The following is a 13,918-nucleotide window of genomic DNA, read 5'->3' on the forward strand; positions in this document are numbered from 1 at the left end:
CAATCAATCTTCTTTGGTATCTACATCTGCGTATAAATCATAGTCTTCTGTCTCTTCGACAGGTGTTTCTTCTTCATACTCATATGCTTCCAGATAGTCACCTGTATCTTCAGTGTCCCCGTCTGGCTCCTCTACACTGTATGCGTTCAATTCTTCTTCAGTGCGAGGATAGACCCCCAACTCTCTTGCATCTGTTTCACTCTTAATATCAATTTTCCAGCCAGTCAATTTTGCGGCCAATCTTGCGTTTTGACCTCTTTTACCGATGGCTAAAGATAATTGATAATCCGGAACAACAACAGTTGTGGAACGCTCTTCCTCATCTACTTGAACATCGAGTACTTTTGATGGGCTTAATGCATTCGCTACAAACACTACAGGGTCTTCAGACCATTCAACAATGTCGACTTTTTCGCCATTCAATTCATTGGAAATAGATTGTACCCGAGCACCTCTAGTACCTACACAAGAACCGACTGGATCCACTTCTTCATTTGTCGTGTACACCGAAATTTTAGAACGGTCGCCAGCTTCTCTAGCAATGGATTTGATCTCTACAGTTCCATCATAAATCTCTGGTACTTCCAATTCAAATAAACGACGCAGCAAGCCGGGATGTGTTCTGGATACAAATACTTGAGGTCCTCTTGCTGTTCTCTCAACTTTTGTAATATATACTTTAATCCGATCGTGCGGTGCATACGTTTCTGTCTGGATTTGCTCGCTAGAAGGCAGGACTGCTTCTACTTTACCTAAACCAACAAATAGGTTCTTGGCATCCATTCGCTCTACAATTCCGTTCACGATGTCTTCTTCTCGATCGATATACTCTTCGTATATCAAGCCGCGTTCTGCTTCACGCACACGTTGGGTGACGACTTGCTTCGCTGTTTGTGCAGCAATCCGTCCGAAGTCGCGCGGAGTGACTTCTTCTTCTACAATGTCTCCGATTTCATATACGGGATTGATGACTTGTGCATCTTCCAATGAAATTTGCAGACGTTCATCTTCCACATCTTCTACAACATCTTTTCGTGAATAGACTTTCATCGTACCTTTATCTAAATTCAAATCAACACGGACATTTTGTGCCTGATTAAAATTCCGCTTATACGCTGTTACAAGCGCCGCTTCAATCGCATCCACCAACACATCTCTTGAAATACCTTTTTGCTGTTCAAGAGCTGTCAGTGCTTCGAGTAGATCACTACTCATGTTCATCACTCCTACATTCTATTATCATCCCGCCACTTTATAGTGATGGAACTCTTTGAAAAATCTTAGTTCCGATTCTTAACGGGGCTAAACGGCGTCTTCCACTTTTAAGTTAAAAGTCAATTGCCAGACGGGCTAGTGCAATTTTGGTTTTATCAATTTCTACTAAGACTTTTCGTGTTTTGATTCGTATTTCCACTTTTGCGAAGTCTGGCCCGTATCCAAGTAAATACCCTTCGAATTCTTTCATACCATCTATGGGTTCATAAGTTTTGATGAATACATATTGGCCGACTGCTTTTTCAAAATCTTCATCTTTTTTCAATGGTCTTTCCGCTCCGGGAGAAGACACTTCAAGGAAGTAATTCTGTGTTATCGGGTCTACGCGATCTAGTTCCTCGCTCAATTTTTCACTGACCGCCGCACATTGATCGATGTCAATATTTCCTTCTGGCGTATCAATATAAACACGTAAAAACCAATCTCGACCCTCTTTTACGAACTCAACGTCTACTAGTTCAAGGCCCAATTCTTCTACAATCGGACTTGTCAACTGTTCGACTTCCTCTGTAATTTTACTCAAATGTATCCCTCCCGAAATTAAAATCAATCACGCCTCGGCGTGATTGTGTCCGGACTTTGAATTGTGCTTGCACAATTAACTCCTTACAAAATCCGTGACATCCAGCTGCAACGGCTAGACCCTCGGGACGTTTCAGACTAGCAGTAAAGGCAAAAGGCGCCTTTATTGCTAGCCTTCCAACGCCTGTCGGGGCTAAACAGCCGTCTCCGCCTTTGATGACATCCAGCTGCAACGGCTAGACCCTCGGGACGTTTCAGACTAGCAGTAAAGGCAAAAGGCGCCTTTATTGCTAGCCTTCCAACGCCTGTCGGGGCTAAACAGCCATCTCCGCCTTTGATGACACCCGCCGGAGGCTTTATCTGGATTCAGCCGGAGTTTGAAAACCCATTGAACAAAAAAACACTTGCATTTCCACTGCTGAATTCAGATAAACAACAGAAAAGAGCGGGAAGCCCCACTCTTTTCCGTAAGACGTATAGCAAAAGTTGTCTCAATCGTATCACAACGCTATTTACAATGCAAATGATGTAGCCATTTACAAGCGTTAGAACAACGATAATTGATTCGCTTCTGGCATTCCTTCCAAGCAGCCAAAATTATCTAAGTACTCGACAATTGTTTTGGAAACTCGGCCTCTCTTCTGAAAATCTTCCTTGGATAAAAACTCTCCATCTTTGCGTGCTTCCACGATCGTCTTCGCTACGTTCGTTCCCAAGGAAGGAATCGCGTTAAAAGGCGGAATCAATTGGTTGTCTTCAATGATGAATTGCGTCGCATCCGATTTATATAAATCTGGTTTTGCAAATGTAAATCCACGTTCCACCATCTCCAGCGCAATTTCCAGGACGGTCACCAAGTTCTTTTCTTTTGGTGGGGCATCCAGACCTTTATCGTTTATTTCTTTAATCTTTGCACGGATTGAAGCAGAGCCTTTTGACATCGTCATCAAATCAAAGTCCGTTGCTCGCACAGTGAAATAGGTAGCATAATACATAATTGGATGGTGCACTTTAAAATACGCAATACGGAGTGCCATCAATACATATGCAGCTGCGTGCGCCTTCGGGAACATATATTTAATCTTCTTGCACGAACTGATATACCAGCCAGGTACTTTATTCGCTTTCATCTCCGCTTCGAATTCAGGCGTCAGCCCTTTTCCTTTACGCACCGACTCCATAATCTTAAAGGCAAGCGAAGGTTCCAGTCCTTGATAAATCAAGTAGACCATAATATCATCCCGACAACCGATTACTTCGGAAAGCTGACAAGTTTTATTCTGAATCAATTCCTGAGCGTTTCCTAGCCATACATCCGTACCGTGGGATAAACCTGATATCTGAATCAACTCAGAGAAAGTTGACGGTTTGGTCTCTTCAAGCATTTGTCGAACAAAGCGCGTTCCGAACTCGGGCACGCCAAGCGTTCCCGTCTTACAATCGATTTGCTCTTCCGTTACGCCGAGTGAAGACGTTCCGCTGAACAATGCCATGACACCAGGATCATCTGGCGCAATCGTTTTAGCATCAATACCGGATAAATCCTCCAGCATTTTAATCATCGTCGGGTCATCATGTCCGAGAATATCCAGTTTCAATAAGTTATTATCGATCGAATGAAAGTCAAAGTGCGTCGTGCGCCAACTGGATTGTATATCATCTGCCGGAAACTGAATGGGCGTAAAATCAAAAATGTCCATTGTATCCGGAACAACAATAATTCCACCGGGGTGCTGTCCTGTGTTTCGTTTTACGCCAGAACAGCCTTGCACCAACCGGTCGATTTCCGCGCCGCGCATCTGCAGATCGTTATCGTTCATATAACCGCGAACATACCCGTAGGCCGTCTTTTCAGCAACCGTCCCGATCGTTCCTGCTCGGTAAACATAATCTTCGCCGAATAATTCTTTTGTATAGTTGTGTGCGTGCGCTTGGTACTCGCCGCTGAAGTTCAAGTCAATATCCGGAACTTTATCCCCGGCAAATCCAAGGAACGTTTCGAACGGGATATCTTGTCCGTCTTTTTTAAACATCGTTCCACATTTTTCGCATTCTTTATCCGGCAAGTCATAACCCGACCCTACAGAACCATCATCGAAAAACTCGTTTGTTTTGCACGAAGGACAGACGTAATGAGGCGGCATCGGATTTACTTCTGTAATTTCCATCATGGTCGCGACGAATGAAGAACCTACCGATCCACGTGAACCGACCAAATAGCCATCATCCAACGACTTTTTCACAAGTTTATGCGAAATTAAATAAATAACCGCAAACCCATTATCAATGATAGAGGTCAATTCTTTTTCAATACGCGCCTCGATAATTTCCGGCAGCGTGTCTCCGTAAATACGTCGAGCCATTGAGTAAGTCAACTCACGGACTTCATCGTCAGCGCCTTCTATCGTAGGTGTATATAAATCATCTTTTATCGGTTTAACATCACCGACACGCTCGACAATCTTCAGCGGGTTCTCTACGACAATCTCTTTCGCCGCTTCTTCACCTAGAAATTCAAATTCCTTAAGCATTTCATCTGTTGTCCTGAAATGAACAGCCGGGAGTGAATGACGGTTCATCGGATTGGCGCCTCCTTGCGAGCGAACCAAGACTTTACGATACGTAGCATCCGTCTCATCCAAGTAATGAACATTGCCAGTGGCACAAACCGGTAAGCCGGTCTTTTTACCGAGCTTAAGCATTTTACGCATAATATCTTCTAAGTTCCATTCGTCACGAATCAAATCTAGTTCCAGTAAATGCGAGTAGACAGGTTTCGGATGGATTTCTAAGTAATCATAAAAACTTGCAATTTCTTCGACTTCTTCCATCGGTTTTTGCATTAACCCTTCAAATACTTCGCCTTTGTCGCATCCTGATCCTACTAATAGCCCGTTGCGGTGCTTCACTAATAAAGAACGCGGGATACGCGGGACACGATAGAAGAAATCCATATGTGAAATGGAAACCAACTTGAATAAGTTTTTCAACCCTTCATTATCAGTTGCGATCAACGTACAGTGAGATGGGCGTGAACGTTTATAGGCATCGCCTTCACCAATGTTTTTATTCAGGTCATCCAACCATTCAATTCCTTTTTCCTGCGCGTCTGCTAATAACCTTAAGAAAAGATACGCAGTAGCTTCTGTATCGTAAATCGCCCGGTGATGCTGCGTCAATTCGATATCGAACTTTTTAGCGAGTGTGTTCAAACGGTGATTACGCAATTCCGGGTAAAGAAAACGTGAAAGCTCCAATGTATCGATCACTGGATATGCGGGCGTTTCAATTTTCGCCCGTTTACAAGAAGCGTAGAAAAAGCCCATATCAAATGAAGCGTTGTGGGCAATTAGCACAGCATCGCCGATGAACTCAATAAAATCCGCCATAACTTCGGATACTTCAGGCGCATCTTTGACCATATCATCCGTGATACCTGTCAAGTTTGTTGTAACCGACGACAAGGGATGATGGGGATTAGCAAAACGTTCAAAACGATCAATAATCTCTCCGCCCCGTACACGGACTGCGGCAAGCTCGATAATCGTATCATACACTGCAGATAAGCCAGTGGTTTCCACGTCAAATACTACATACGTATCCGTCTCTAACAGTCTATGTTGTTCTTCGTAAACAATCGGTACACCATCGTCTACAAGATTGGCTTCTAACCCGAATAACACTTTAATTCCATGCTTTTTCCCTGCATTGTAAGCTTCGGGAAAGGACTGAACATTCGCATGATCCGTAATTGCAACCGCGGTGTGCCCCCATTTGGCGGCTTGCGCGACTAGGGCTTGAGCTGACACGACAGCATCCATTTGACTCATCGATGTATGGGCATGCAATTCCACGCGTTTTTGTCCCTCAGGGGCTTTGTCTTTTCGCTCAATCGAAGATATAACAGCTAAATCTTGCGCCATCATGATCAAATCTCTAACGAATGTATCATTTTGAATACTTCCTCTTGCGCGTACCCACATTCCCTTTTTAAAGGATTTCATTAATTCCGCATCTTCATTGTCACGCGAAAACATCTTCACTAAAATTGAGTCGGTATAATCTGTTACTTTTAGCGTCAATAGCGAGCGGCCACTCCGAAGTTCTCTAATCTCAGCGTCAAATACAAACCCTTCAATGATCAGCCTGCGTTCTTCATCTTGAATTTCATGAATGGGTACAATCGCCTCGCCCTGCTTAATTGGAGTACCCAGTATTAACGGACGGTCGGAATCTCCTTGTTCGCTCTTCATCGTTTCACGTTGCTGTAACTGTTCAAATGCTTTCTTTGACAGTTCTTCTTCCTCTTGTTGTTTTTGAGAAAGAAATTGCTGAAGCTCTTCTTTAGCATTTTGATTTTCTTCAATAGTCACATCAACTGTCAATTGAGGAAACCCGAATTGTTGATAAAGATTCGCTAAAGGTGCTACATATTTATTTTTCAATGTTTGGCATTCCAAATCACTCTGACAATTAATCAATAATTTTTCACCGTGTAACGTCGGCAGTTGCTCCACTAAGCATTGACGAAGGGGCGGTGAAATATCAGCCAATTCTTCCACTACAAGCGGCCAGTAGGCTTTGATCAACTGCTCATCCGCGGATGTTTTACGGCTTTCTATTTGTAGATGGACATTTGCTATTGATGCAAATGCTTCGTGAACACGCTGTTGCATTAAACGGAAAACATCAAGAGGTAACACTTCATCCAGTGTGATATTGAACTTCCACACTCTCGACTTCTTATGTACCGTCACACGGTTCAGTTCTCCATTTTGAAAATAACGCATTAATTGATCATCCGTTAAGCCTGACTGCTGCAACAAAGTTAAAAACTTCTTTCCAGCATCCAATATAAATTCCTCCAATCTATCGCGAAAAGAAGGGAAGTTCCGTTAACGGACTCCCCTTCCTTTTTAATCTGCACTGAAGAAGGATTGCAACTTTTCTAAGACTTCTTCTTTTTGCCAATCTATAGACTCCCCGCTCTGACGGAATGTCACTTCTACAATTCCTTCAGCGGCTCTTTTACCAATTGTAATTCGTACCGGCAAACCAATCAAGTCAGAGTCTGCGAATTTCACGCCTGCTCTTTCGGCACGGTCATCGTACAGCACATCATATCGATAGGATTCCAATACCGCATACAATTCATCCGCCAGTTGTTTTTGAACTTCATCTTTGACATTGACTGTTACCAGATGGATATCAAATGGAGCTAGATGTTTTGGCCATTTCAAACCGTATTCATCATTGAACTGTTCAGCAATGGCTGCGATTAAACGAGATATCCCTAGCTCGTAACTTCCCATGATGAAAGGTTTAGCTCTTCCATGCTCATTTAAGAAGTTCCCTTTCATTTGCTCACTATAAGAAGTGCCCAGTTTACATATGTGGCCAATCCCTATACCTTCTGCAAATTTAATGGAGCCCATACCATCTGGAGATGCTTCTCCTTCTTGGATATAACGGATATCTAAATAATCATCGATAGCAAAGTCGCGCTCCGGATTAACATTAATGAGATGATAATCATCTTCATTGGCACCTGCTATTCCATTAACAACAGATGCTACAGCATGGTCCGCAAACACCTTGACACCCACCGGAAGTTTTACCGGCCCGATTGAACCCGCATGACAGCCAAGCAATTCCTCGATTTCTTGTTCAGATGCCAACTCTACCTTTTCTACATTCAGTGCTTTTTTTAATTTATGTTCATTAATACTATGATCACCACGACACACAACGACCGAAAGTTCTTCGTCAATTTTATAAACTAACGATTTCAGAATTAACTCAGGATCGATAGCAAGAAACTCAATTAATTCTTCAATTGTCCGTTGGTTCGGCGTTGCAATCTTAGTTGTTTCTTTCAGTTTTTCCTCTGATGTCTCATATTCTACATTGACCTCTGCCATAGCAATATTGGCAGCGTATGTCGAACTATCACTATAGGCAATCTTGTCCTCACCGATTTCAGCCAAGGCAATAAATTCATGCGCTCCTTCACCGCCATCCGAGATAACCATTCTGAAATGCATACCTAGGCGCGTCAATATATTCGTGTACGCCTGCATTACCTCTAAATACTTTTCATTCAAGCTTTCTTGTGTAGCATGGAATGAATAAGCATCTTTCATAATAAACTCCCGGTTACGAAGCAAGCCATAACTCGGCTTATCCTCATCGCGGAATTTCGTTTGAATTTGAAATAGTGTCAAAGGCAATTTTTTGTAGGATCTTACTTCATCACGCAACAAAGAAATGATTACTTCTTCATCTGTGGGGCTGAGAACAAATTCTTTATCATGTCGATCTCGAACTCGAAATAATTCATCTCCAAATGAATCTAAGCGTTCGGTTTCTTTCCATAATTCCGCTCGTTGCAACGCGGGCATGGAAATTTCAACACCTTCGATCGCTTCCATTTCTTGACGTATGATCTTTTCGATTTTGCGAAAGACTCTTTGAGCAAGCGTTAAATATGTGTAGATACCGCTCCCATTCTGTCGGATGTATCCTGCCCGCAGGAGCAATTGATGGGAACGAATATCTGCATCTGCCGGGGTCTCTCGCATCGTTGGTATAAATGTTTTCGATTGTTTCATGATATGCTTCCACCTTTTTTAGAAGAAAAATCGTTGAATGTCATTCCATGTCACAACAAGCATCAAGACCATCAGCAACATAATACCGACAAAATGCACCATGCCTTCTTTTTGTTTGTCGATCGGTTTTCCACGTAATCCTTCGAATAAGAAGAACAATAATCTTCCACCATCAAGAGCTGGCAGCGGGAGTAAATTCATAATCCCTAAATTGATACTTAATACAGCTCCCCAATTCATTAAATTGAAAATACCATACTGTGCTACTTCTTCAGTCGCTTTATAAATGCCGACTGGTCCTGACAATGCATCAATTGTAAATTGACCTGTTACGAGCATGCCTAACAACTCAAATATTTTCACAGTCCATGTATAAGTCTGTTCTGCTCCGAACACCACAGATTTAATGATACCTTTTTCTAAAGGACTAGAGTAAATCACACCTATTTGACCGAATTCACGTCCTGCATCTTCAATTGTCTCCGGAATTACTTCTAACGAAACTGTTTCTCCGGCCCTTTCCACTTCCAAAGCCATAGGAACACCAGGGCTTTCCTGAATTGCTTCAGAAAACTCTGTCCATGAGTCTATTGATTTCCCATCGACACCTGTTATTAGATCATCCTTTTTTAAACCTGCCATTTGTGCTGGCGTATCAGGTTTCACTTCAGAAATAATCGGTTCATTGGTCGGCACACCATTCAGTAAACCAAGTGCCAGAAAGATAAAGAACGCTAAAATGAAGTTGAAAAGCGGTCCTGCGAAAATAGCCATCGCTCTGCTGCCAAGTGACTTGGATTCAAATTGCCGATCATAAGGAGCAATTAATGTTTCTTGTCCTTTTTCTATAATCATAGCAGTTCTAGCAATTTTTAGACGTACTAATTTTCCATCTTCATCGTATCCCTCAATATATAACTCTTTATCCAAATCTGATTTTTCTACTTCCAGATTCAAAATATTCGGATTGGACACATTGCGATTTAAATAAATCTTTTCTATTTCGTCTTGTGCATTTAGCAACAAGCCAACTCGAAAGCCTGGCTGCAATTCGACTGTATCAAAGTCTTCTCCTGCCATCCGCACATATCCACCAAGCGGAAGCAAGCGAATGGTATATTGTGTTTCCCCTTTTCGAATCGCTAATATTTTAGGCCCCATCCCTATAGCGAATTCACGTACCATGATCCCTGCTCTTTTAGCGAAGAGAAAATGTCCAAACTCATGAAATGCTACAAGTGTCCCGAATATTACAATGAACGCAATAACGGTTTCCATTCAGTAACCACCTTCATCGGCCATCACAGCCTAAAATTAATCTCGTTACTTTACTATACCATACACTTTTTTTCGAGTAATGCGATCTGTCTCCAAAATCTCTTCTAAATTCGGCTCTTTTATCGTCTCATGTTGTTCCATCATTTGTTCAATGATGTCTTCGATTTGCATGAAGGAGATATGTCCCTCCATGAACAACTGAACAGCCACTTCGTTTGCCGCATTCATCGCTGTCGGCATAGTGCCCCCCTCCCTACCTGCATCATATGCAAAAGCAAGGGCCTTAAATCTCTCATAATCCATTTTTTCAAAATGAAGTTTACCGATTTCATCTAATCGAAGACGCTTTGCATTCGCCATCGGAATACGGTCCGGATAGGTCAATGCATATTGAATCGGCACACGCATATCTGGTGAGCCGAGTTGGGCCATGACACTCGTATCTTCAAACTCCACCATCGAGTGGATAATGCTTTCCTTATGCAGTAAACACTCGATCTGATCATACGGCATTGCAAATAGGTGATGCGCTTCGATCACTTCTAATCCTTTATTCATCATTGTTGCGGAATCAATCGTCAATTTATTCCCCATCGACCAGTTAGGATGTGCCAAAGCTTGCTCAACCGTCACATTTTGAAGTTGATCTCTAGTAGAGTCTCGGAAACTGCCGCCAGAAGCGGTTAGTATCAATTTAGTAATACGTTTTGGATTTTCTCCATTCAATGCTTGAAATAATGCAGAGTGTTCACTATCTACAGGCACCAAAGGTACATTATGGCGTTTAGCTGCCTGTACGACCAGATCCCCTGCAGCAACCAATGTTTCTTTATTGGCAATCGCGATTGTCATACCTGCTTCAATTGCAGCGAGTGTGGGTTTAAGCCCAACACTGCCAATTACAGAGTTCAGCAATACATCCGCTTCAAAACCTACTGCTGCCTCGATTAAACCGTCTTCACCGAAAACGATCTTTACATCGGGAAATTCAGCTTGTAAACGCTCTGCATCTGTTTGCTCTAACACCGATACCAACTTTGGTTTGAACTGTGCAATAATTTCTCTCACTTTGTCCATGTTCTTTCCTGCAGACATTGAAACCAATGTGAACAACTCTGGATTGGCTCCAATAATATCGAGTGTTTGGGTACCGATCGAACCAGTCGCCCCGAGCAAATTGATTTTCTTCATATTTCTCTAACTTCCTTTCCATTAACCTACGAACTGAACAAAATGAAGTAATGGCAAGACGAACAGCAAACTGTCAAATCGATCCATAATTCCGCCATGTCCAGGTAATAGAGTACCTGAATCCTTCACATCATAATATCGTTTCAATGCCGATTCTACCAAGTCCCCAATCTGACCTACAATAGATGCCACAACGGTAATTAGAATGAACGTCACGTAGGAATTTGCGATAGGATAAAATAGATTGTAGATAAGTGTTAAGAGAACCGCACATATAATTCCGCCGATAAATCCTTCAATCGTTTTGTTCGGAGAGATTTCCGGCCACAGTTTACGTTTACCAAGTTTGCGCCCGACAAAATATGCGCCGGAATCAGTCGACCAGATGATCAACAACGCATAACCGATGTACTCCAAACCAAATAAACGCGTTTCGATTAAATAATAAAAACCAATCCCTACATATAAAGCACTCATTGCAGAAAATGCGACGTCTTCAAAAGTTGAACGGTTTTTCACTAGCACCGTGTAGACCAACAGCAATAATACCAATACGTATACCATTTCCAACTTCTCTAAACGAAGATAGCCTTCCACTTGTTCAGTCCATTTGGAAGGCAATAAGATGACGAGTAATAGCAACCATGCTAGAAAGCCACGAACCGAGAAAATGGACATATTCCGCATGCGAAGTAACTCATATAAACCAATCGTAGAAATTGCATAGATCGCAATAATAAAAGGCAATCCTCCCATTACGACGACTGGGACAAAAAATGCAAGTGCTACGATTGCAGTTATGATTCTTTGTTTCATCCCTTCTGATCTCCTTCCAAGCTTCCAAATCGACGATCTCGATGTTGGAACTCTTCAATCGCTTGTAACAAACTTTCTTCATTAAAATCTGGCCACAGCACATCAGTAAAGATAAATTCTGCATATGCAAGTTGCCATAACATGAAATTGGACAGACGAACTTCTCCGCTCGTGCGGATTAATAAATCCGGTTCAGGTAAGTGAGCTGTCATTAATCTGGAGTTGATTAGATTTTCATCTATATCATCCGTTTGTAATGTGCCGTCTGTTACTTCTTGTGCAAGCTGCTTCATAACATGAACCAATTCTAATCTACTACCGTAATTCATGGCAAAATTCAATATAAGTCCTTTATTATCCTTCGTTATTTCGATCGCTTTTGTGATGGCTTTTCTAGTATGTCCAGGAAGTGCATCCATATTTCCGATCATTTCTACCTTTATTCCTTTTTCCATTAACTCAGGTAAATATGTATTAAGGAATTCGCCGGGAAGATTCATCAAGAAGTCGATTTCAATTTTAGGTCGTTTCCAATTTTCGGTAGAAAATGCATAGAGAGTCAGAGTTTTAACACCCAGTTCATTTGCGAAATTGGTAATTTGACGGACAGTTTTCATCCCTTCATGATGACCAGCAATTCGTGGCATTTTCCTTTGCTTCGCCCATCTTCCATTTCCATCCATGATGATTGCGACATGGAGAGGAATCTGTCTTTTTTTTACGGCGTCGATTCGTTCATCCAATAACTGAATGTTTGCCGTTTTTTTTCGCATTAGTTTTCTAAGCATAGCGTTCCTCCACTTGGCTCTTTTCGGATACTCCTACAGCCTATCCTACCAAATTGCATAGTAAATAGCATGCAAAAGACAGAAAAGAGCGTCCTAAAAGTAGGACGCTCCTCCTTATAGAAAGTTCTATACTTAAATTTCTAAAATCTCGTTTTCTTTATCTTTTGCAGTCTGATCGATTTTCTCGATGAAGTCATCCGTCATTTTCTGTACTTGATCATTGTAACGACGTAACTCATCTTCTGTGATTTCTCCGTCTTTTTCAATCTTCTTCAGTTCTTCATTACTATCACGACGGACATTACGAATAGCTACTTTTGCGTCTTCTGCTTCACGCTTAACTTCTTTCACAAGCTCTTTACGGCGCTCTTCTGTTAACGCGGGAACAGCTAAACGAATCACTGATCCATCGTTTGATGGTGTGATACCGATATCAGATTTCATAATTGCTTTTTCAATTTCACCAATCGTCGTTTTATCGTATGGCTGAACAACAATAAGGCGTGGTTCAGGTACTGAAATCCCAGCCATTTGGTTTAGAGGCGTCGGTGCACCATAATAGATGACAGAAATTCTGTCCAATAAACTAGCATTGGCTCTTCCAGCTCGGATCGATGCCAATTGTCTTGTATACGCACTATGTGCTTTTTCCATACGTTCACTCGTTTGATTCATAATTTCTTTTGTCATTATTTATTCCTCCTGACCACCGTACCAATGTCTTCTCCAAGCACGGCTTTTTTAATGTTACCATTTTCCATAATTGAGAATACTACGAGCGGTATATCATTGTCCATACATAAGGTTGAAGCTGTTGAGTCCATAACTTCCAGACCTTGACTGATCACTTCTAAGTAGGATAGCTCTAAATATTTTGTCGCATTAGCATCTTTCATTGGATCTGCTGAGTACACACCATCTACATTATTTTTCGCCATTAAAATAACATCTGCTTCAATTTCTGCAGCACGTAAAGCGGCTGTCGTATCAGTAGAAAAATACGGATTTCCTGTTCCGGCAGCAAAAATAACAACACGGTTTTTCTCCAAATGACGGATAGCTTTTCGGCGTATGTAAGGTTCTGCCACTTGTCTCATGTCAATGGAGGACATTACGCGCGTTTCAGGTCCAAGCTTTTCAAGAGCATCTTGCAATGCTAGAGAGTTCATTACCGTAGCCAGCATCCCCATATAGTCGGCAGTCGTACGGTCCATACCCATCTCACTTCCGACTTTACCTCTCCATATGTTACCTCCGCCCACAACTACAGCAACTTCTACGCCTAGTCCCACGACTTCTTTTACCTGACTGGCAACTGATTTTACAACTTCCGGAGACAAACCATACCCTTGTTCTCCTGCTAATGCTTCTCCACTTAACTTTAACACGATCCGTTTATATCTTGGATTACTCATTTAGACCCTCCTGCAATTCCCT

10 protein-coding genes are annotated in these 13,918 nt (G+C 42.0%); all 10 read right to left on the reverse strand.

The genetic code is table 11. The features are described 5' to 3' along the window. Window positions 1-3: 3 nt before the first annotated feature. The 10 genes from nusA to pyrH all read right to left on the reverse strand — a co-directional run bounded on the left by nusA (window position 4) and on the right by pyrH (window position 13,896). Window positions 4-1,215 carry a transcription termination factor NusA gene (gene nusA, locus B5D59_RS09360; protein ID WP_040758240.1) on the reverse strand — a complete coding sequence of 404 codons (1,212 nt, stop codon included), beginning with the start codon at window positions 1,213-1,215 and terminating at the stop codon, window positions 4-6. A gap of 112 nt (window positions 1,216-1,327) precedes the next feature. Continuing rightward, window positions 1,328-1,798 carry a ribosome maturation factor RimP gene (rimP, locus tag B5D59_RS09365; protein ID WP_009497359.1) on the reverse strand — a complete coding sequence of 157 codons (471 nt, stop codon included), beginning with the start codon at window positions 1,796-1,798 and terminating at the stop codon, window positions 1,328-1,330. A 544-nt stretch (window positions 1,799-2,342) separates the two neighbouring features. Continuing rightward, window positions 2,343-6,653, reverse strand: coding sequence for a PolC-type DNA polymerase III (locus tag B5D59_RS09375; RefSeq protein WP_425441342.1), 4,311 nt, complete (start codon window positions 6,651-6,653; stop codon window positions 2,343-2,345). A 60-nt stretch (window positions 6,654-6,713) separates the two neighbouring features. Then, window positions 6,714-8,408 carry a proline--tRNA ligase gene (locus tag B5D59_RS09380; protein ID WP_009497362.1) on the reverse strand — a complete coding sequence of 565 codons (1,695 nt, stop codon included), beginning with the start codon at window positions 8,406-8,408 and terminating at the stop codon, window positions 6,714-6,716. A gap of 18 nt (window positions 8,409-8,426) precedes the next feature. Beyond that, window positions 8,427-9,686: an RIP metalloprotease RseP gene (rseP, locus tag B5D59_RS09385; RefSeq protein ID WP_009497363.1), complete on the reverse strand. Its 1,260-nt coding sequence runs from the start codon at window positions 9,684-9,686 to the stop codon at window positions 8,427-8,429. A gap of 45 nt (window positions 9,687-9,731) precedes the next feature. After that, window positions 9,732-10,877 carry a 1-deoxy-D-xylulose-5-phosphate reductoisomerase gene (gene dxr, locus B5D59_RS09390; RefSeq protein WP_009497364.1) on the reverse strand — a complete coding sequence of 382 codons (1,146 nt, stop codon included), beginning with the start codon at window positions 10,875-10,877 and terminating at the stop codon, window positions 9,732-9,734. A gap of 21 nt (window positions 10,878-10,898) precedes the next feature. After that, window positions 10,899-11,693 carry a phosphatidate cytidylyltransferase gene (locus B5D59_RS09395; protein ID WP_009497365.1) on the reverse strand — a complete coding sequence of 265 codons (795 nt, stop codon included), beginning with the start codon at window positions 11,691-11,693 and terminating at the stop codon, window positions 10,899-10,901. Then, a complete protein-coding gene (locus tag B5D59_RS09400) occupies window positions 11,690-12,481 on the reverse strand; it encodes an undecaprenyl pyrophosphate synthase (protein WP_078817736.1) in 792 nt (263 codons plus the stop codon). Before B5D59_RS09400 ends, B5D59_RS09395 begins: the two co-directional genes overlap by 4 nt. Window positions 12,482-12,613: 132 nt before the next feature. Next, entirely contained in the window at window positions 12,614-13,171 is a 558-nt protein-coding gene (frr, locus tag B5D59_RS09405) for a ribosome recycling factor (protein ID WP_009497367.1), read from the reverse strand. Next, window positions 13,171-13,896, reverse strand: a complete 726-nt coding sequence (gene pyrH / locus B5D59_RS09410; protein ID WP_009497368.1) for a UMP kinase — start codon at window positions 13,894-13,896, stop codon at window positions 13,171-13,173. The genes frr and pyrH overlap by 1 nt, the downstream gene beginning before the upstream one ends. Window positions 13,897-13,918: the final 22 nt, after the last annotated feature.

Origin of the sequence: Sporosarcina newyorkensis (assembly GCF_900167515.1) — a bacterium.
Classification (GTDB): Bacteria; Bacillota; Bacilli; order Bacillales_A; family Planococcaceae; genus Sporosarcina; species Sporosarcina newyorkensis.

Coding starts and splice junctions, on each gene's coding strand:
- dxr (WP_009497364.1), bottom strand. CDS start 10,877: ATGAAGAAAATCAATTTGCTCGGGGCGACTGGTTCGATCGGTACCCAA.
- frr (WP_009497367.1), bottom strand. CDS start 13,171: ATGACAAAAGAAATTATGAATCAAACGAGTGAACGTATGGAAAAAGCA.
- B5D59_RS09400 (WP_078817736.1), bottom strand. CDS start 12,481: ATGCTTAGAAAACTAATGCGAAAAAAAACGGCAAACATTCAGTTATTG.
- rseP (WP_009497363.1), bottom strand. CDS start 9,686: ATGGAAACCGTTATTGCGTTCATTGTAATATTCGGGACACTTGTAGCA.
- pyrH (WP_009497368.1), bottom strand. CDS start 13,896: ATGAGTAATCCAAGATATAAACGGATCGTGTTAAAGTTAAGTGGAGAA.
- B5D59_RS09395 (WP_009497365.1), bottom strand. CDS start 11,693: ATGAAACAAAGAATCATAACTGCAATCGTAGCACTTGCATTTTTTGTC.
- nusA (WP_040758240.1), bottom strand. CDS start 1,215: ATGAGTAGTGATCTACTCGAAGCACTGACAGCTCTTGAACAGCAAAAA.
- B5D59_RS09380 (WP_009497362.1), bottom strand. CDS start 8,408: ATGAAACAATCGAAAACATTTATACCAACGATGCGAGAGACCCCGGCA.